The organism is Pseudoalteromonas agarivorans (genome assembly GCF_024518735.1).
Taxonomy (GTDB): domain Bacteria; phylum Pseudomonadota; class Gammaproteobacteria; order Enterobacterales; family Alteromonadaceae; genus Pseudoalteromonas; species Pseudoalteromonas atlantica.
Genome location: NZ_JANIGJ010000004.1, coordinates 275,513 through 295,906, shown reverse-complemented (window position 1 = coordinate 295,906; position 20,394 = coordinate 275,513). Strand labels below are relative to the sequence as shown.

19 protein-coding genes are annotated in these 20,394 nt (G+C 39.8%); 12 read left to right on the top strand and 7 right to left on the bottom strand.

Annotated features, from left to right (window positions below; genetic code table 11):
- Positions 1 to 4: 4 nt before the first annotated feature.
- The 11 genes from NQT65_RS09800 (at position 5) to NQT65_RS09750 (ending at position 8,825) form a co-directional block, all read left to right on the top strand.
- The gene (locus NQT65_RS09800) at positions 5 to 958 is read left to right on the top strand and encodes a YbgA family protein (RefSeq protein WP_256851077.1); all 954 of its coding nucleotides are present in this window, start codon (positions 5 to 7) and stop codon (positions 956 to 958) included.
- The gene (phrB, locus tag NQT65_RS09795; RefSeq protein WP_256851076.1) at positions 958 to 2,349 is read left to right on the top strand and encodes a deoxyribodipyrimidine photo-lyase; all 1,392 of its coding nucleotides are present in this window, start codon (positions 958 to 960) and stop codon (positions 2,347 to 2,349) included. The genes NQT65_RS09800 and phrB overlap by 1 nt, the downstream gene beginning before the upstream one ends.
- A gap of 1 nt (position 2,350) precedes the next feature.
- Complete coding sequence (locus tag NQT65_RS09790; protein ID WP_256851075.1) at positions 2,351 to 2,779, top strand: nuclear transport factor 2 family protein; 429 nt, start codon at positions 2,351 to 2,353, stop codon at positions 2,777 to 2,779.
- Positions 2,780 to 2,781: 2 nt separating this feature from the next.
- Positions 2,782 to 3,492 (top strand): SDR family NAD(P)-dependent oxidoreductase, encoded by a 711-nt coding sequence (locus tag NQT65_RS09785; protein WP_004586411.1) that lies wholly within the window; start codon positions 2,782 to 2,784, stop codon positions 3,490 to 3,492.
- Positions 3,489 to 4,745 carry an NAD(P)/FAD-dependent oxidoreductase gene (locus tag NQT65_RS09780; protein ID WP_256851074.1) on the top strand — a complete coding sequence of 419 codons (1,257 nt, stop codon included), beginning with the start codon at positions 3,489 to 3,491 and terminating at the stop codon, positions 4,743 to 4,745. Before NQT65_RS09785 ends, NQT65_RS09780 begins: the two co-directional genes overlap by 4 nt.
- On the top strand, positions 4,738 to 5,475 hold the full coding sequence (locus tag NQT65_RS09775) for a DUF1365 domain-containing protein (RefSeq protein WP_256851073.1): 738 nt from the start codon (positions 4,738 to 4,740) through the stop codon (positions 5,473 to 5,475). Before NQT65_RS09780 ends, NQT65_RS09775 begins: the two co-directional genes overlap by 8 nt.
- Before the next feature lie 53 nt (positions 5,476 to 5,528).
- The gene (locus NQT65_RS09770) at positions 5,529 to 6,791 is read left to right on the top strand and encodes an SAM-dependent methyltransferase (protein ID WP_256851072.1); all 1,263 of its coding nucleotides are present in this window, start codon (positions 5,529 to 5,531) and stop codon (positions 6,789 to 6,791) included.
- Entirely contained in the window at positions 6,766 to 7,278 is a 513-nt protein-coding gene (locus tag NQT65_RS09765) for a DUF2878 domain-containing protein (protein ID WP_055019052.1), read from the top strand. Before NQT65_RS09770 ends, NQT65_RS09765 begins: the two co-directional genes overlap by 26 nt.
- Before the next feature lie 50 nt (positions 7,279 to 7,328).
- The gene (locus NQT65_RS09760; protein WP_256851110.1) at positions 7,329 to 7,802 is read left to right on the top strand and encodes a chalcone isomerase family protein; all 474 of its coding nucleotides are present in this window, start codon (positions 7,329 to 7,331) and stop codon (positions 7,800 to 7,802) included.
- A 1-nt stretch (position 7,803) separates the two neighbouring features.
- A complete protein-coding gene (locus tag NQT65_RS09755) occupies positions 7,804 to 8,343 on the top strand; it encodes a DUF3833 domain-containing protein (RefSeq protein WP_024031747.1) in 540 nt (179 codons plus the stop codon).
- 206 nt (positions 8,344 to 8,549) lie between these two features.
- Positions 8,550 to 8,825: an HU family DNA-binding protein gene (locus tag NQT65_RS09750; RefSeq protein WP_004586404.1), complete on the top strand. Its 276-nt coding sequence runs from the start codon at positions 8,550 to 8,552 to the stop codon at positions 8,823 to 8,825.
- Positions 8,826 to 9,031: 206 nt separating this feature from the next.
- Here NQT65_RS09750 and ilvN read toward each other — a convergent pair whose 3' ends face one another.
- On the bottom strand, positions 9,032 to 9,529 hold the full coding sequence (gene ilvN, locus NQT65_RS09745) for an acetolactate synthase small subunit (RefSeq protein WP_004586403.1): 498 nt from the start codon (positions 9,527 to 9,529) through the stop codon (positions 9,032 to 9,034).
- Entirely contained in the window at positions 9,529 to 11,253 is a 1,725-nt protein-coding gene (locus NQT65_RS09740; RefSeq protein ID WP_004586402.1) for an acetolactate synthase 3 large subunit, read from the bottom strand. Before NQT65_RS09740 ends, ilvN begins: the two co-directional genes overlap by 1 nt.
- Positions 11,254 to 11,697: 444 nt before the next feature.
- On the opposite strand from NQT65_RS09740, the gene NQT65_RS09735 reads away from it, so the two are divergent.
- Positions 11,698 to 14,697 carry an immune inhibitor A domain-containing protein gene (locus tag NQT65_RS09735; protein WP_256851071.1) on the top strand — a complete coding sequence of 1,000 codons (3,000 nt, stop codon included), beginning with the start codon at positions 11,698 to 11,700 and terminating at the stop codon, positions 14,695 to 14,697.
- A gap of 204 nt (positions 14,698 to 14,901) precedes the next feature.
- Here NQT65_RS09735 and NQT65_RS09730 read toward each other — a convergent pair whose 3' ends face one another.
- The 5 genes from NQT65_RS09730 to ppnN all read right to left on the bottom strand — a co-directional run bounded on the left by NQT65_RS09730 (position 14,902) and on the right by ppnN (position 20,377).
- Positions 14,902 to 15,909 carry an isocitrate dehydrogenase gene (locus NQT65_RS09730; protein WP_004586400.1) on the bottom strand — a complete coding sequence of 336 codons (1,008 nt, stop codon included), beginning with the start codon at positions 15,907 to 15,909 and terminating at the stop codon, positions 14,902 to 14,904.
- Between the two features lie 189 nt (positions 15,910 to 16,098).
- Entirely contained in the window at positions 16,099 to 17,787 is a 1,689-nt protein-coding gene (locus NQT65_RS09725) for a hypothetical protein (protein ID WP_256851070.1), read from the bottom strand.
- A gap of 6 nt (positions 17,788 to 17,793) precedes the next feature.
- Positions 17,794 to 18,180: a DUF3192 domain-containing protein gene (locus NQT65_RS09720; protein ID WP_004586398.1), complete on the bottom strand. Its 387-nt coding sequence runs from the start codon at positions 18,178 to 18,180 to the stop codon at positions 17,794 to 17,796.
- A 69-nt stretch (positions 18,181 to 18,249) separates the two neighbouring features.
- Positions 18,250 to 19,023 carry a flap endonuclease Xni gene (xni, locus tag NQT65_RS09715; protein WP_055019047.1) on the bottom strand — a complete coding sequence of 258 codons (774 nt, stop codon included), beginning with the start codon at positions 19,021 to 19,023 and terminating at the stop codon, positions 18,250 to 18,252.
- 10 nt (positions 19,024 to 19,033) lie between these two features.
- A complete protein-coding gene (ppnN, locus tag NQT65_RS09710) occupies positions 19,034 to 20,377 on the bottom strand; it encodes a nucleotide 5'-monophosphate nucleosidase PpnN (protein ID WP_004586396.1) in 1,344 nt (447 codons plus the stop codon).
- Positions 20,378 to 20,394: the final 17 nt, after the last annotated feature.

Here is a 20,394-nt window from a genome sequence, read left to right as displayed (position 1 = left end):
ATTTATGCAAACAGACACAATAAAAATAGGTATTAGCGCCTGCTTAGCAGGCGAAAAAGTACGTTTTGATACAGGCCATAAAAAGTCTAACTTTTGTATGGATGAACTTGGAAAACATGTAGAGTATACGCGTTTTTGCCCAGAGGTAGCCGTAGGGTTACCTATTCCTAGGCCAACCATACGCCAAGTACGCGTAGGCGATACAATAAAAGTATGTCGCCCAGATGGCACTGGCGATGTTGGGCCTAAGCTAACTGAATACGGTAAAAAAGTAGCCACAGAGCAAGCTAACAACCTAAGTGGTTTTGTTTTTTGTGCGAAAAGCCCAAGCTGCGGTATGGAAAGAATTAAAATTTATAACGAAGCGGGCACCGGCAACACATCTGAAGGCGTTGGTTTTTTTGCTGAGCAAATAATGAAGCACAATCCATTATTGCCATGTGAAGAAAACGGCCGCTTAAACGACATGCATTTACGCGAAAACTTTGTAATGCGCGTGTACGCTTACAAACAGTGGCAGTTATTAGCTTCTGAGCCGCTCACAGTGCATAAGCTTACCCAGTTTCATTCGCAATATAAGTACTTATTGATGGCTCATAATTATCAAGCTTACCGCGACTTAGGTAATTTACTTGGTACTTATAAAGGTGATGATATTAACGCTTTAGCAGATGAGTACATTCTTGGGTTAATGAACGGCCTTAAAAAGCCTGCATCACGTAGGAATAACTGCAACACGTTAATGCACTTGCAGGGCTACTTTAAAAAAGACTTATCTAAGGTTGAAAAGCAAGAGCTACGCGATGCCATCGATGAATACCGTCAAGGTTTAGTGCCTTTGTACGTACCGCTTACTTTGTTAAAACATCATCTGAAAGTACATCCTAATGAATACCTAGAAAAGCAGGTGTTTTTTAATCCTTACCCTAATGAACTAAAATTACGTTACGGCATATAATGAATACACTTTTTTGGTTTAGGCGCGATTTGCGCCTTTTTTCTAACGAAGCGCTTATTGAAGCGCTAAATAATGGCGCTAAACAGGCCATTTTTTTTATCTGCGAAAAGCAATGGCAACAACACAACGCCGCTCCCATTCAAATAGATTTACTAAAAAGACGCCTCAATTATATACGCGAGCAGCTAGCACAGTACGCAATAGAGCTGCATATTTTTGACGCTCCTTACTTTGACGATTGTGAAAGTGCGCTTTTATCATTTTGCGATAAACATCAGGTAAAACATGTAATTGCCAATAAAGAGTATGAGTTAAATGAAGTAAATCGTGATGCGCAAATACTTGCAAAGTGTGATGATAAAAATATTACGTTTACCCTCTATGAGGGAGATGTAATAGCGCCTGTGGGCAGTGTTAAAAACCAAAGTAACGAAATGTACAAAGTGTTTACGCCATTTAAAAAACAGTGGCTTAAACAGCACCAAGATACTCACTTTAGCTTATTACCGTGGCCTTTAAAAAAACAGCCGATAAATAACAACGCACAGGCAATTAAAAGTGATGGCAGCTCAGAAAAATGGCCGGTTGATGATGAAAGCTTAGCAACCATTGTTGATAATTTTATTTGCGACAAATTAAGTAGCTACGACGATCAGCGTGATATACCCAGCATTAAAGGCACATCGGGTTTAAGCCCTTATTTAGCTCTGGGTATTATAAGCCCTAAGCAGTTACTGGTTAATATTCAAAACCGCTACCCAGATATTTTAACAACATCTAAAAGTAAAACGTTTACTTGGGTAAACGAGCTTATTTGGCGCGAATTTTATCGTCATTTAATTGCGCAATTTCCTAAGCTTTCTCGTGGTGATAACTTTAACGAAAAGTACAATGGCGTTAAATGGCGTAAAAACGAGGCTGAGTTTAAAGCCTGGTGCGAGGGAAAAACAGGTTACCCACTCGTTGATGCAGCGATGAGGCAGTTAGTTCAAACCGGCTGGATGCATAACCGTTTAAGAATGGTAGTTTCCAGCTTTTTGACCAAACATTTATTAATTGATTGGCGTGAAGGCGAGCAGTTTTTTATGCAGCACCTTATTGATGGCGATTTAGCCTCTAATAATGGCGGCTGGCAGTGGGCTGCAAGCACTGGCTGTGACGCGCAGCCTTATTTTCGCGTATTTAATCCTATTACTCAAAGTGAGCGCTTTGATCCTAATGGTAAATTTATACGTAAATATTTACCAGAGCTTGAAAAAGTGCCAGATAAACATATTCATTTTCCTCATGCTTATTTAGCGTCAATAGGGGCTGATAAGCAATGTTACTGGCCGGAAATCGTAGATCATAAAGCAGCTCGCGAACGTGCAATAGCTGCATTTAAGGGGTGATATGGAAACAGCATTACCGGTAGCAAAATTTGTAGACATATATCAACAACTCGATAAATCAAACCTGCATTTGCTTAATGATATTTACAGCGAGCAAATTAAATTTAAAGACCCAATGCACGAAATACACGGGCTAAGCGAGGTTACCCGATATTTTTCTAATCTATATAGTAATGTTAAGCATTGTCAGTTTGATATTAGTGACACCTACGAGTGTGACGACAAAGCATTTTTGTATTGGACAATGCATTACGCCCACCCAAAACTGGCTTCTGGCAAAACTATATCGGTAGAAGGGCACAGTAAGCTGGTTTTTAAAGAAGGTAAAATTATTAACCACCGCGACTATTTTAATGTCGGTGAGATGCTATACAAGCATATTCCTATTTTGGGTGGCGTTATAAATTACATAGATAAACGAGCAGGGTAGCGATGAATATTTTAATTACAGGTGCAACTTCAGGTATTGGCGAGCAGCTTGCAATAAAGTACGCACAGCAAGGCAACACCGTAATTGCTTGCGGTAGAAACCTTGAAAAGTTAGCTGAGCTTGAAAAACACACCAACATTAAAGCGTGTCAGTTTGATGCCACAGACCTTAAAGACATAAAGCAAGCAACCCTTGGGTTTAGTGCTTTTGATAAGGTTATTCTTAACGCTGGTAACTGTGAGTATGTTGATGATGCCCGTAACTTTGACAGCGCTTTGTTTGAGCGAGTTATTTCAGTAAACCTGCTGGCAATGGGCTACTGCCTAGAGGCACTATTACCAAAAATTAGTGCGGGCGGGCAACTTGTGCTTGTTAGCTCAAGCGTTACGTATTTACCTCTGCCACGCTCTGAGGCTTATGGCGCATCTAAAGCCGGAGTAAGCTATTTAGCAAAAAGCTTAGCAATCGACTTAAACGATGTTGATGTTACGTTGGTGCATCCTGGTTTTGTTAAAACCCCCCTTACTGATAAAAACGATTTCCCAATGCCTATGGCCGTCACTGCAACAGAGGCCGCCGATTATATGATTAAGGGGATCAATAAACGCCGTAAAGAAGTTCATTTTCCTTATCGGTTTACGCTTATTTTAAAAGCATTACGTATTTTACCGTTACCACTTTGGTTACGTTTAGCAAAAGGATTAGCCCGTTGAAAAAAATAGCAATAATAGGTTCTGGCGTATCGGGTTTAACCTGTGCTCATTTACTGCATAAGCATTACGATATTACTGTATTTGAAAAAAACGATTACATTGGTGGTCATACCGCGACAGTAGAGATATCAGATGCAGGGGTTAAACGCGCAATAGACACGGGCTTTATAGTATTTAATGACCGCACTTACCCGTACTTTGAAAAACTACTCGCGCGCATTGGCGTAGACAGACAAGAAACACAAATGAGCTTTAGTGTTCATAATCAAGCAAGTGGTTTTGAGTACAACGGACACACCTTTGCCAGCTTATTTGCTCAAAAAAGAAATATATTTAGGCCTAAGTTTTGGCGCTTGTTAAGCGATATAGTTAAGTTTAATAAATTATGTAAAGCAATGCACAGCGAGCAAAACTACCCTAAAGATCAAACACTGGGTCAGTTATTAGATACGCACGGCTTTAATGACTTTTTTAAATACCATTACATTTTACCTATGGGGGCGGCAATTTGGTCAACCAGCATAAAAGAGATGCAAGATGTAGGGGTTGAGTTTTTTGTAAACTTTTTTTACAACCATGGCTTACTTGATGTTACAAACAGGCCGCAGTGGTATGTAATCCCTGGTGGGTCTAAGCAATATATTAAGCCGCTTATTAAAGGTTTTGCAGAGCGGATAAAACTAAATACCGACATTAAGACGGTTACACGTGTAGATAATAAAGTAATTATTACTCTTGAAAATGGCGAACAAGCTGAATTTGATAAAGTGGTATTTGCGTGTCACTCAGATCAAGCCCTTGCATTACTTGGTGATGCGACTGAGCAAGAACACGCTGTATTAGGTGCAATCCCTTATACCGAAAACTCGGTAGTACTGCATACAGATACCAGTTTACTGCCAGATAGAAAAGCCGCCTGGGCTAGCTGGAATTACTTACTAAACGAAAACACCGACAAAGCAGCGGTTGTTACATACCAAATGAATATACTGCAAGGTATAGACTCAGATACACAATTTTGTGTAACCCTTAATCACTTAGAAGGGATTAACAAAGCAAATATATTACGTGAGTTTACTTATCATCACCCTGTTTTTAACGAAGCATCCATTGCCGCACAAAAACTCAAGCACACTGTTGATGGCCAAAATAATAGCTATTTTTGTGGTGCTTATTGGTATAACGGTTTTCATGAAGATGGTGTTCGCAGTGGGGTAGATGTGGCTAAGCAATTAGGTGTTGAATTTGAATAGCGCTGTATACTTAGGCGATGTAAGGCATCGGCGCTTTGCGGTAAAAAACCATCAGTTTAAATACCCGCTTTATATGATGTGGGTAGATTTAAAAAATCCGTTATTGCTTAATAACATTCACCCTATGTTAGGTACTTTTGGGTTTAAAGCACTGCGTTTTAATCAAGCCGATTATTTAAACACACTGCCAAACTCAGAGCCATTAAGTATTATTGAACGTGCACAGTGCCAAATAGAAAAACTAGGCGTTAAAGAGACGTTTTCGCATATTTATATGCTTGGCCAACTTAGGTGTATGGGCATTTATTTCAGCCCTGTAAATTTTTACTTTTACGGTAATAGCACCGATAACTTTAAATATATGGTGGCTGAGGTAAGCAATACGCCGTGGAATGAGTGCCATTATTATTTGGTGCCCTTACAAAAAAAAGTGAACTTTAAGAAGGCTTTCTCCGTATCACCCTTTATGAATTTAGATATGGACTACCATTGGCAGGTACAACATACAGCCGGTAACACATTAATTCATATAGAAAATAAACGTGGGGATGAGTTGTTATTCGACGCGTCTTTACGATTAAAGCGAAGTCAGTTAACTAAGCAAGAAGTTAATAAATTATTAAAAAAATTTCCTGCGATGACTTTGTCTATTTTCAAAGGTATTTATGTGCAAGCACTTAAGCTGTTTATTAAAAGGGTTCCTTTTTTAGGTCATTCAGGAAAACCTTAGTATAGTTAAACAAGCTTAGTTGCAGGTAGCGATAAAATTATAAAGGGTTTAAGATGGAAAAAGTCTCGAGTATAAACTGCCAAGAGCAAACAGGTTGGTTTACAAACTTATATAAAAAGCTAGTCACCAAAGCCTTTGCAAGTATTGAAACAGGCCAAATAGTGTTAGTTGAGAACAGTCGCTCAACAGTATTTGGTCAACAACATTCAGACTTAAAAACCACGATTACCGTTAACGACACTGCCATGTACAAAGCATTTGCGCTATCTGGCAGTGTGGGTGCTGGTGAGTCTTATATTCTTGGGCAATGGTCGTGTGATAACTTGACCAAACTCATCGAAATATTTGCCATAAACCAAAAACAACTAGATGCTTTTGAAAAAAAATTCTCGTTTTTTAGTGGCCTAGCCCACCGTTTTAACCATTTCAAAAACAGCAACTCAGAATCTGGGTCGAAAAAGAATATCGTTGCACATTACGATTTAGGTAACGATTTATACGAGTCATTTTTAAGCGAGGAAATGCTTTACTCCTGCGCTGTTTATCCATCAAAAGATGCCTCTCTTGAGGACGCTCAACAAAATAAGCTGAAACAAATTTGTGAGCAGGTAGAGATAAACGAAGGCGATTCAGTCATTGAAATTGGCACAGGCTGGGGGGCGTTTGCGATTTACGCAGCCACACATTGCAACTGCCATGTGACCACAACAACGATTTCTGATGAGCAATATGCCTATGTTGAAAACAAGGTTAAACAGTTAGGACTTGAAAATAATATAACTTTGCTCAAGCTTGATTATCGTTTATTAGAAGGGCAATACGACAAGCTTGTATCAATAGAGATGATAGAAGCAGTAGGGCATGAATACCTACCAAGCTTTTTTAAGCAATGTAATAGCTTGCTTAAAGAAGACGGTGCAATGCTAATCCAAGCGATCACTATTGGCGATCAACGTTATCAACATTATTTAAAAAACTCTGACTTTATTCAGCAGTATATTTTCCCCGGTGGTTGTTTGCCTTCAATTAATGAGATGAGCGAGCAAATTAAAAACAATACCGATATGGTTATTCATACTGTTAGCGACATAGGCGCGCATTATGCTAGAACACTAGCCGATTGGCGCACACGCTTTATTGATAACTGGCAAACCCTAGACAGTGACAAGTTTGATGAGCGTTTTTACAGATTATGGTTATTTTACTTTGCTTACTGCGAAGGCGCTTTTAGAACGCGAGCAACCAGTACCGTTCATTTAACGGCGCGTAAACCACGTTTTACTAGTCAAAATGACGAAATTGCCCTTAATTATTAATTTTGTGCTTTTTCAAACAGTGTGGTTTTTATCACTGTTTTTAGAAGCTCAATCTGTTTTATACACCTCTGGTATTGTTGTGCTTATGTTTGTTTTATCAAAGCAGCATAAGCTCGACGCGTTGCTTTTAGTTAAAGCTTTACCAATTGCGCTGTTATGTGAATACCTTGCTGTGCAGCTAAACCTTCTGGAATTTAAAGTATCCCCTTTTCCGCTTTGGTTAGCCTTGCTTTGGGCAGCATTATTGCTTTGCTTAAACACATCAATGGCGTTTATTACTAACCTAAAACTTTGGCAAGCCTATTTAGTGTGCTTAGCCTTTGCGCCAATTAGTTATTATTCAGGTGCTCAATTTGGCGTGCTTAGTATTTATTCACCTGTATGGGCATTTTGGCTTCTGTACGGCGCACTTTGGGCTGCAGCCTTTACATTAATTCTTATTATTAATCAAAAAATTAAAGCGATTATAAATTGTAGCAAGCAATAACAGGAGCTTGTATGAATATCACCGCAAAAATATGTGCAATAACGTCCACAATGATTATGGCTACTTTTTTTACCCCATTGAGCTTTAGCGAAGAGCAAACTGACTTTAAAAAAGTGGGCGAGGCGCGCATGGAATATTTATTTTGGGATGTTTACGATGCAACGTTATATACCCGCTCAGGGAGTTACAAACAGGGGGCGCACCCCGTTAAATTTACGCTCACCTATTTGCGAGACTTTGCAGCAAAAGACATTGTTAAAGCCACTAAAGAGCAATGGCAGCATTTAGGTAAAAGTGATTTATCAGCGAAGTATGCTAATAAATTGTTCGCTCTTTGGCCAGACATTAAAAAAGGCGAGTCGTTAAGCTTACAAACATCACCAAGCGGTGAGGCTACTTTTTATCATAATGATAAAAAGTTAGGTGAAATTAGTGACTCGCAATTTGCCAATCAGTTTTTAGCTATTTGGCTAAGCCCAAATACCTCAGAGCCAGCACTTAGAAAACAATTATTAGGGATTTAACATGCGCAATATAAATAAATTTAAACAGCTATGTATTTTAATGGCCGCATTATTTTTAGTAAGCTGCTCTGCGCCAAAAGTAGAGCACTACAATAGCAGCAACCCAGAATTTGATTTTAAAGCGTTTTTTAGTGGCGATTTGAAAGCATACGGCGTTGTGCAAGATTATAAAGGCGAACTCACACGTAAACTTGTTGTCACTATGAATGCGCGCTGGGAAGGGAACGAGGGCGTTATAGAGGAAGACTTTGTGTATGACGATGGTGAAACACAAAAGCGTATTTGGTATGTCACCCTTAATGACGATAATAGCTTAGTGGGACGTGCTGATGATGTACTTGGCATTGCAACCGGTAAAAGCGCAGGCAGTGTGTTTCATTGGAACTACAATGTGGCCTTACCCTATGACGGCAGTACGCTTGAGGTGAATTTTGATGATTGGATGTACCTGGTTACACAATCGCGCTTGATAAACCGAACGTCTATTGTTAAGTTTGGTGTCGAGGTTGGGGAAGTGACCTTAGTTATCGAAAAAATATAGAGCAGTGTGTTATTTAAAGTGTGCCATTTGTGTACTTAAATTAAGTTTTAGTTAACCCAACACGCTGTATTTTACCGAGAATTATTAAAATTTTACGCATTTTCGAAGTATTTAAGCAAAAAATGCAATTTGCTGTTGCTAACTCCTCAAAAATGCATAAAGATAGGTTTTGCGAAGGCAAAATAATAACGAATAGGAATCTAACAATGAATAAAGCTCAATTAGTTGAAAAAATCGCTACTGATGCAGAAATCTCTAAAGCTGCTGCTACACGTGCACTTGACGCGTTTACTGGCGCTGTAACTTCTTCTTTAAAAGAAGGTAATTCAGTTGCATTAGTAGGTTTTGGTACTTTCTCAGTTAAAGAACGTGCAGCACGTACTGGCCGTAACCCACAAACGGGTGCTGAGATCCAAATCGCAGCGGCAACTATCCCAAGCTTTAAAGCAGGTAAAGGTCTTAAAGACCAAGTAAACCCTTAATTGGCGCTTTACAGAATTTTTTAAAAAAGAGCTATTTAGCTCTTTTTTTTTGCCCGTATTAAAGCAGTGAGCTTACCTAAGTTAAGCTTATTCCCACATGCCTAATTAGGTATTAATGCAGGGCGTTGTAAGGCAAGGCTTGGCATAAAAAATCCCTGCTAATTACTTAGCAGGGATTTAATATAAAACGCTTAAGCTTTAATTAATTACGCTTTTAATGCTTTGTCACCACGGCCGATCCCTACAGCACCAGAGCGCACCACTTCAATAATGTCGGTTTCATGGCGTAGGGTGTCTAAAAACGATTCTATTTTGTCTGTGCTGCTTACCAGTTGTAAGCTGTAGCTTTGGCGACCCATATCTAAAATAGCACCTTGGAACACATCTACCACGCGTGTAACCGCTGCGCGTGTGGTTTCGTCTTGGGCAAATACTTTAACAAGTAATAATTCACGTTCGATGTGACTCATTTCGGTTAAATCAATAATTTTAAGTACATCAACTAATTTATTAACTTGTTTAGTAATTTGCTCAACGATTCTATCATCACCCATAGTGGTAATGGTGATACGTGACAGTGACTCATCATCAGTGGTGCCCACTGTTAAGCTATCTATGTTGTAGGCGCGCTGTGAAAAAAGCCCAACAATTCGAGATAAGGCTCCCGGTTCGTTTTCTAATAAAATAGATAATATACGACGCATTATGCTTTTACTCCTTTACGTAACCACATCTCATCAATGCCACCTAGTTTAATTTGCATTGGGTATACATGTTCTTTTTCATCAACGTTAATATCTAAAAATACTAAGCGATCGTTAATGCTCATTGCTTTATCTATAGCAGGTTGTAGCTCATCTAAAGTATCTACCTTTATGCCTACATGGCCATAGCTTTCAACAAGTTTTACAAAATCAGGTAATGAATCCATATATGAAGATGAATGGCGACCGCCGTAAATCATATCTTGCCATTGGCGTACCATGCCTAATGAGCGGTTATTTAGCGAAACCACTTTTACAGCCAAGTTGTACTGTAAACATGTTGATAGCTCTTGAATATTCATTTGGATTGAGCCATCGCCGGTTACACACACTGACTCTTTATCAGGAAAGGCAAGCTTAACACCCATAGCTGCTGGTAAGCCAAAGCCCATGGTGCCTAAGCCCCCTGAATTGATCCATTGGCGAGGGTTTTTAAATGGATAATATTGCGCTGCAAACATTTGGTGCTGACCCACATCAGAGCTTACATATGCGTCACCATTAGTGGCTTTATACACTGCCTCTATAACAGCTTGAGGCTTTATTTTATCGCCATCAGTGTTGTAGCTTAGGCACTTTTGCTCGCGCCAGCTAATAATTTGTCGCCACCAATCCTCTTGTGCACTGCGATCAATTTGAATGCTACTTTTATCTATGCCGGTTTGCAGTTGCTCCATTACAGTGGCTAAACAGCCCACAACCGGAATATGTGCTTTAATCGTTTTAGAAATAGAGGTCGGGTCTACATCTACGTGAACGATGGTTGCATTAGGGCAAAACTTTTTAACATTATTGGTTACACGATCATCAAAACGCGCTCCCAGTGCTAAAATTACATCGGCATTTGCCATGGCTTTATTGGCTTCAAGCGTGCCGTGCATGCCCAGCATACCCACGTAATTTGGGTGAATACCCGAAATACCGCCTAAGCCCATTAATGTATTAGTGATAGGTGCATTTAGCGATTCAACTAAGCGGGTTAATTGCTCAGAGGTGTTAGATAAAATAATACCGCCGCCTGAGTATATAACCAGTTTTTTTGCTTCTAAAATTGCGGTAACCGCTTTGCGAATTTGTTTAGAGTGGCCCTTTGTATTTGGGCTGTAGGTTCTAAGCTCTGTTGTTTTAGGGAAGTTGTACTCAAACTTAATAGCAGGGTTAAGCATATCTTTTGGTAGCTCAACAACAACGGGTCCTGGGCGGCCAGTACTTGCAATGTAAAACGCTTTTGCCAAAATAGCCGGAATTTCTTCAGCGCTTCTGCAGTTAAAACTATGTTTTACAACCGGGCGAGAACAGCCAACAATGTCAGTTTCTTGGAATGCATCGTCACCAATCAAGCTAGTAGGTACTTGCCCCGATAATACCACCATCGGGATTGAGTCCATATAAGCGGTGGCAATACCTGTAATACAGTTAGTTGCGCCAGGGCCCGAGGTAGCAAGTACAACACCAACTTCGCCAGTAGCACGAGCATAACCGTCAGCCATATGGGTTGCGGCTTGTTCGTGACGCACTAAAATATGTTCAATGTCTTCTTGTTGAAAAAGTGCATCGTATAAATCTAAAACCGACCCACCTGGGTAGCCAAATATATACTTAACCTTCAACTCTTTTAATGCCTGAACAACTAGTTCAGAACCATTATATTCTTGTTTGCTCATCCTCATTCCTCTGTGCGCTGTTTATGCATAAAAAAACCCCCGCGTAGTGCGAGGGTTTTTAAAAAGCAATTTCACTTTCTAATACATCCCCGCTGGGCTTATCACTAAGACCACTACGAGTACGATTAAAAGGTGAAGTTGTTTTTTCATAATTGTCACTTTATAAAAAGCAAAATGCTGCTTTAGATTAAAAATTCTATATGGGGTTATTTTTAAGGGTTTTACGTGCTTATGTCAACCTTGAAAGGGCTGTATTGGATTAAAATTTCAAATTAATTTGTTTTCATACTAAAAAGTTGCACGCTATTTGTGGTTATATAAAAAATATGAAGAAATTATGCTGATTTAACCGAGTAACCATAATGGGTAAATAGGTAATTTGAGCACTGTGCTCAATGCATATATTAGGTATGATAGAGCAATAATTTATCTGGGGAAGATACAGTGAAAAAAATAATATGGCTTGGCTTATTCCTTTGCAGCCTAAATCTTAACGCAGCAAATACCAGTGCGCATGACCCAGGTATTATTAACAAACAAAGAATAGAGTATTGGTTAAATAAACGCGCTGATACCCAACAAACCACTAACAAGCCAACGGTTGAAAGCTACTTAGCGAATACTGCAATGCTTAACCCTTCGCAGTTAAAACCTGTTTCTACCATGAAAGCCCGCTTAACCGCTAAGCAACCCAATAAGCAGCTGCAATATGCAAGTGCGGCTAGTCCTAGCAACGCGCTAAATGAGGTTAAAGTACTGGCTATTTTAATTGATTTTCCTGATTTAAAGTACGATGACAATCAGCTAGTTGATGATGATACCGATATGTATTACGAAAATTATACAAAGGAGCATTACCAGCAATTGCTTTTTAATGAGGGTGGGTTTGTAGGCCCTAATAATGAAACACTTAGCAGCGTATACGATTATTATTACGACGCATCAGGTGCTAGCTTAGCTTTTAGCGGGCAAGTATATGGGTGGGTTAGGGCAGATAGTAATGCTAAAACCTATGGTGAGCGCGTAGGCAACACACGCGATATAAATGCCCCCGCACTGATAAAAGAAGCAGTAGAAAAAGCTACTGCACAATTTGATATTGATTTAACGCAATATGATTTAACAGATTTAGATGATATTGACGGCGATGGCATTATCAACGAGCCAAATGGCATTATCGACCATGTTATGGTTTTTCATTCCAGTATTGGTGAAGAATCCGGTGGAGGCTATTTAGGCGTTGATGCAATTTGGTCTCACCGCTACTACGTATTTGATGAAAACAGTGAGCCTGTCAGTATTGCGGGTAGTAGCGTTAAGTTATCGGGTTATACTATAAACCCAATAGATGCCAGCATAGGTGTCGTTGCGCATGAATTTGGTCACGACTTAGGTTTAGCAGATGAGTACGATTTACAGTCAAATACCGTGGGTGAGCCTGTATCGTCTTGGTCAATAATGTCTACTGGTAGCTGGGTTGGTGGGCCTAGGGGTTCACAGCCCGTTATGTTTAGTGCACAGGCGCTTGAGTATTTACAAAACAGATACCAAGGCAATTGGGTGAACCAGCTTAATTTAACCATGGAGGAAGTGAACAGCCAGCCTCAGCAGTCGCTAGTTTATACTAGCTCACTTTCTCAGCAGCAAAGCCAAATTAAAGTGACACTTTCGCAGCAGCTAGAAAAATTTAAAACCTCGGTTGAAGGTGATTTTCAATTTTACTCTGGTACAGGTAACAACCTAACACACACGCTCTCACAAACCGTGACCTTACCTGAGGCGGTTAAACCACTGACACTTAGCTTTTTAGCTTACTACAGTATTGAGCGCGACTATGACCTTGTACAAGTAAAGGTAAATCAAACTCCTTTAGCTGGTAATTATACAATCGAGACAAACCCTTATTATGGCGATATAGGCCCGTATATAACTGGTGATTCGTTTTTACATGCAGATGCGCAGCAACCTAATGGTTTTTTAATGCATGAGTTTGATTTAACACAATATGCAGGACAAACCATTACATTAAGTATTGAGTATATTACCGATACAAACACACAGTATTATGGTTTTGTAGCCGATGATTTAAAAATAACACACAACAATACTGTGATTTGGCAAAATAACGCAGAGCAGTCAGAGTCGACCTTAGCGTTAAATGGTTTTAGCCGCGTGAGCAGTTATATTTATGCTAAACCAGCCCACTACTATATACAGCTACGTGCGCACAGAGGTGTGGATGCCGGCTTACAAGCAGAGCAATATTCACCGGGAGTTTTATTGTGGTATAGCAATAGTGCATTTGATAACAACAACACAACTGATCACCCAGGGGGTGGTTTTAATTTAGTGGTTGATGCGGATCAAAAGCCAATTTATCGCGGTACAAGTAGCACCGCACTTGCAGATACACCTATACAAGTACGCGATGCTGCATTTAGTTTATATCAGCAAAGTGCAGGTTTAGGCGATCAAGACTTAGCTGCCATTAGTGAGTTTAATGATCATTTTGATTACAGCTTTACGCAGCAGGCTGAATCAGGTGTGGTGCTTACTCCCCAAGGGTTTAACTTTGAAATAGTCAGCCAACACCCTGAAAGTGAAACAGCTGAGCTTTTGCTTAGCTATGATGCGCTACAACAAATAACCACAACAGTAAACGAGGCAACCGTTAGCTTTAATGTAGCCGGTTTAAAGTTAACCCCCACAGATACATTTTTATGGGACTTTGGTGATGGGCAATCGAGTACTGAGCTAAGTCCTACACATACCTATGCCGATTACGGCACCTATAGCGTTACCTTTTCGGCAACGGGTGAGACGACTACGCAAACACAAACTAAACAAATTACCATCACAAAGCCGCTAGAAATTGAAAATTTAACGTATCAGTTAAACGGTGCGACTTTATCTGCTCAAGCAATCGTAACTGGCGGTGAAGCACCTTACAACATGAGTTGGCTTATAGATGGTGAACCCGTATCGCAAACTGAAAACCTAGATTACCAATTTAGCTACTCTGGAGATTACACCCTCGCGTTAATAGTAACTGATACGCAAGGGATAAGTGTTAGCCAACAGCATGCTTTGAGTGTTAATGCACCGCTGCAATTAAGTACACGCCATACGGCAAATAACTTAGCGGTACAATTTAATAGCTCACCATTAGGCGGATCTGGTAATTATACATATAGCTGGGATTATGGCGATAGCAGCCCACTAGGTACAACGCAAAACCCAAGTCATAATTACCAAGGTGCAGGTAGTTATACAGTAAAACTTGTACTCACAGACAGTCAAACCAATGAAGTTATAAGTAGTGAGCTAACAGTCTCGGTACAAGAAGCGCAAAGTGAATCGTCATCAAGTGGTGGGGCAATAGGTTATTTCATTGCGCTATTAGTGATAAGTGGATTTTACCGGCGTACCAGCAAAAAAGTTTAATGATTTTGTGAAGTAAAACCATTTGACTTAAATGTCTAATAACTTAACACCAGTGGTATAAAAAATGATGCTCGCTGGATTAAAAATTCTATTTAAAATAAACAGCGTAGTTATGCCAAGTGATGTTATCAGCAAAGGTTAAAATACAAAAAAGCCAGCAATATGCTGGCTTTTTAGGCTTAAAACAAGATTAACCTTGTTAAATTATAAACGGTCGATTACTGATTGAGTGAAATCAGTTGTACCGTGGCTGCCGCCCAAATCACGAGTTGTGCGATCGCCAGATTTTATTACATCAGCTACTGCGCTACGAATACGCTCAGCCGTGTCGCCCATATCTAAGTGCTCAAGCATTTGGATAGACGCTAAAATTACTGAAGTAGGGTTTGCTAGGTTTTTGCCAGCAATATCTGGTGCACTTCCGTGAACGGCTTCAAAAATAGCAGCATCTTCACCAATGTTTGCACCTGGTGCCATACCTAAACCGCCAACTAAACCAGCACAAAGATCAGATAAAATGTCGCCAAATAAGTTAGTTGTTACTACAACGTCAAACTCTTCAGGTGTCATAACTAGCTTCATACATGTTGCGTCAACAATCATTTCAGTTGATTCAATTTGCGGGTAACGCTCAGCAACTTCACGTGCAACTTTTAAAAATAAGCCAGAGGTAGATTTTAAGATATTTGCTTTGTGTACTGCGGTTACTTTTTTACGGCCTTCACGTACTGCTAACTCGTAGGCAAAAGTGATGATTTTCTCAGCGCCTTCGCGAGTAATTACAGATTTAGCTTCTGCTTCATTACCGTCTTCGCTTACTACTTGGCCTAAACCTGAGTACATACCTTGGGTATTTTCACGAATAGTAATGATATCGATATCATCGTAACGTGCTTTAGTACCCACAAATGATTTAACAGGGCGTACGTTTGCGTATAAACCAAACTGCTTACGTAATGTTACGTTAATAGACGTAAAACCTTCACCTACCGGCGTCGTTAAAGGACCTTTAAGAGTGATTTTGTTTTTAGCGATTGTATCAATTGTTTCTTGAGGAAGTAGCTCGCCAGTTTTTTCTAGTGCAGCAAGGCCTGCATCAACAAATTCATAATCAAAATCGCAACCTGCGGCTTTTAATATTTCAAGTGCTGAGTCGATAATGCTCGGACCGATGCCGTCGCCTTTGATCACTGTGATGGTTTGTTTGGCCATTGACTTTTCCTTTAAAAGAATAAAAAACGCACATAAATTATTACTAAAAATAGTAACTGCTTGTTAGGTCATTTATGTGACGTATGTGGATATATTTTGAGGGCGCATTTATACCAACTTATCGCCCATTTTGCCAGTTTATACTATAAATACAGGGTATAACCTGTGCTTATAGTCAGCATAAGTGACTTAAATGCTGTTATATAGCGATAAGCCTTGCAGTTGCGCAAAAAAATCATCCTCAGATTTAAAGCCTTGTGCTTTTAGCTGCGCATTTAAAGTTTGTTTTTGCCAAGGCGTTAAAGGCAGAGCGGGTTTAAAAATAGTTTGCGCCACGACCTTTAAACTAATCCATAATTTATGCTGCTCGTTTAGCTCTTTTTTAGGTTGTTGTTCAGCATCGAGTAGGGGCTTGGTCCATGGATTATCACTCAGTAGTTTTGTTAATTCTGTATTTAAATGTTCATTATTAGTCGTTTCCACCCCAAAAAAGGCTGCTAATGGGGCGCTATAAGTTTGGTTAGGCACGCTACTTATGGTTACTTTTGCACAGAGCTGTGCACTGCAATGGGTTAATAAATAATGCACGTAACCATAGATGGGCAAGGCTATATGTTCAAATTGCTGTTTTGGGTTATTACTTACCATTAAAGCTAAAATACTAATAAAGCTATTAAGTTTATTCAGTACGATGTGTTTGTGTGGATGATGTGATGTATCCACTAATTGCTCAAATATAACCCGCTGAATAATTGCCGGTGCATTATCGTAGCCGACCATCGACAAGCTATGGCGTAAGTCTTTGGCGGCTTGGTGCTGATTGTTATAGGGCCTGACTGCTTGGCAGAGCTTCTGTGTTATTTCACTAAAAGGGGCTAGTAACTTATCTAAGCCTTTAAAACTATATTCATGCGCTACTTTTATATGACTCACTAACGCTATTAATTCGGCCTTTGAACTTATCTGCGCCGGGGCTTTACGTACCAGGTGCTCATTGTTCCAGGCTAAAAATAATACCCGTTTATCAGTACATAGCCATTGCATTGGTTGATCTTTAAGTGAGGTTTTAACCTTGTACCACGCCAGTTTTTTCTCATTATTGGCATTAATAAGTATATGCTTATTAGTCTCATCACTTGCTAAATAAACCATTGCTTGGTCGCTGTAAACAATTTTACTGCCTGGCAGGTGTGGGCCTATATGCGCTATTAAATCCTTAATTAACCTTTGCGCAAATGGGTTAGCTGTTTTGACATACAATTCACCCAAAGCTTTGTAAAAATTTAATGGGTTCTTTTTCGATGTATAGGTGATGTTCATCGCGATAATATTACTTAATGCACACAAGGTTATGGCATTGTCATATAGCATTATGTCGCTAGTACTTAGTAACGCTTGCTTATACTTATTTAGTTTAGCTAACATACGCACGCTATTTTGAGTAGGGTGCTGTGCACTGAGCAACACTTTTGCTGCTAGCTGATGGCGAAAACGCCATATTTTTTTATCGCTGAGTGTAAGCATTTGCTGCTGCGCAATTTTATTATGCTGCGCTACAACGCAGCAATGCTCTACCAATGCAACACCAATATAAAGCTCGGTTAGTTCGTCATCAAATTGCTGGCTAGCGCACAGTGCTGTGCTAATAACACATTGGTTAATAACGAGGTTTGTAGCAAAGTCGTAGTGGCTGGTGTATAAGCTTAAACGCGCTTGTAAAGCGTGCGGGTGTTGCTGATACAAAACGCGATAGTGCTGGGCTGTTTGTACAACAAGCGGATAAAGATGTTGCCACTGCGTTTTGTCACTATAAATTGTTAGTATTTGATGTGTGCTATGCAGTAACCGCACTAACTGTTTTGAAATAGGCTCATCCATTAGCCATCACCTGATCTTTTCCTGATAAGTTGTATAGGCGCTGGGGCCCCATAAAAATAACTCACCATTTTTAAATAATAAGCCGGTGCATTCATCCATCGTGGTTATGCCATCTGAAGTTTGGTGCTGTGTACGGTAAAAAACAATCTGCCATACTTGGTCTTTGTTACGTTTGGCATAGGTTAAATCGGGGCTTCCTAAATAATCGAGTACACTGTTTAAGGTAACCGCCTCATCAATAGACAGCTTTCTTATGTAGCGCTCGTTAAAAGCCTCACGGTCTTGCCAAATCATTGCTTGCGGGTCATCTTTATAAAAGGTGATCACTAAAGTCGCAATGAGTGCATACAAGCCTAACCCTAATATTAAGTATCTTATAAACTTTTTAATCATTTTTAACTCACACTCGCAACAATAAAGTGAGTATATGTTGTGCGCTTAAACAGTGCTATCAACATGCGACTAATGCAACCTTAACTGCTTTAAACTAAAACCTAGCTGTATATCTGTTCGCAAAGTGACTAATTGTTTAGAAATAACATACATGTCTTTTTGCTCAACTAGCTTTTTTTGAATACTGCTTGATAGGGCATCATCTTCTATGGCGCTATCTATGCTTTCGTAGGTATTTACAATAAGCTGAGCCGATTTAGTCCCTATGCCTTTAACGCCGGGTACATCGTTAGTTTTATCGCCCGCTAAGGCCCAAAAATCAATAAGTTTACTTTGTTCAATACCAAAACGCTGCTCAATGCTGTCGCAATCTAGGTAGGTCTTTTTAAAATAATCGTACACACAAATATAGTCGTTCAAAAAAGGTAAAAAACCCTTATCGGTAGAAACAATGGTACTGTTTATCTTATTTTTTGCAGCTTTGTCGGCTAAGGTGGCTATGATATCGTCGGCTTCATCGTTGAGCGGTTCAAATACAACGATGCCCGTTTGCTCTATAGCTTCTTTAAAGTAGTGCAGCGCATTTTTAAGCGTGTCGGGCATGGGGGCCCTAGAGTGTTTATATTGTTTATAAAAGTGGTAGCGCCAGCTTTTGTCGCCATCAAAAACAGCTATAGCGTGAGTGGCATCTGTTGACTGTAAAAGCTTTTTGCAAGCATGTGCTACGCGCGCGCAACTGGCCTTTAGCATCTGCTCTTCACTGTGGTGTGTTTGGTTAGCGTCAACTGCGTAAATGCGCCTAATTAAATTAAGCGCATCAATTAAAAGTAAATGGGGTTTCAAATAGTCAAACTCATGCTTTTATTTCATAACAAGGGATATACTTACTACCGGGTAACTTCATACGACCTTGGTCTACAAATGCTTGTAATAGTTTATCCATATCTTTCATTAAATCAGGCTCACCACTTAACACATAGGGTCCATGTGCTTTTATAGCGCGTAGGCCTTCATCTTTGACATTGCCAGCAACAATCCCCGAAAACGCTCTACGTAGATTAGCCGCTAACTGCTGCTTGGGCTGTTCTAGGTGCAAATCTAAACTTGCCATGTTTTCGTGCGTAGGTGCAAAAGGTTGCTGAAAATCGTTATCGATTTTAAGTGTCCAGTTAAAGTAGTAGGCATCGCCTTGGCTTTTACGATAATTACGTACATTTGCCATAGCTGATTTTAATTTTTGCCCTACTAGCGCAGGATCATCAATGATTACTTCAAACTTATCAAGGGCTTCTTTGCCTAATGTCAGCTCTACAAACTTACATAACTCGCTAAAGTACGCTTCGCTTTCTTTAGGGCCGGTTAAAATAACAGGCAAACACTGTTTTTCGTTATCTGGGTGCAGCAAAATACCTAATAAATAAAGTAATTCTTCTGCAGTACCTGCACCACCAGGAAATATAATAATTGCATGCGCCGTTCTAATAAATGCTTCAAGGCGCTTTTCAATGTCGGGTAAAATCACCAGCTCATTTACAATAGGGTTTGGTGGCTCTGCGGCAATTATACTAGGCTCGGTCAAACCAAGATAACGGTTTTCACTAATACGTTGTTTAGCATGGCCAATAGTGGCACCTTTCATCGGGCCTTTCATTGCCCCTGGGCCGCAGCCAGTACATATATTTAAACCACGTAAGCCAAGCTCGTAACCTACTTGTTTTGTGTATTTATATTCTATTTCGTTAATTGAATGTCCACCCCAACACACAATCATGTTTGGTTCGCTGTTAACGCGCAGCGCGCCGGCGTTTCTAAGCATATCAAATACCATGTGGGTAATGGCTTTTTGTTCTTTAAGATCTTTTTCGTATTTTTGGCAAATAAATAAAATATCGCGGATCACCGAAAAAATATGCTCGTGAATACCGGTAATTATTTCGCCATCAACAAAGGCGGTTTCGGGAGGGTTTTCTAACTCAATTTTAATGCCGCGCTCGCGACTGACTAAACGAATATCAAAGTCTTGGTATTTATCGTAAATTTCATTACTTGCGTCTGTGTGGCTGCCTACGTTAAGGACGGCTAAGGCACAGTTTCTAAAAAGTCGATAACGTTCACTGGCTGAAGATTGCTCTAATAAATCAACTTCCAATTGTGACAGTAAATCTAAAACCCCAGTCGGGTTTAACTGTATTAACATCGGCATTCTCCTTGCTG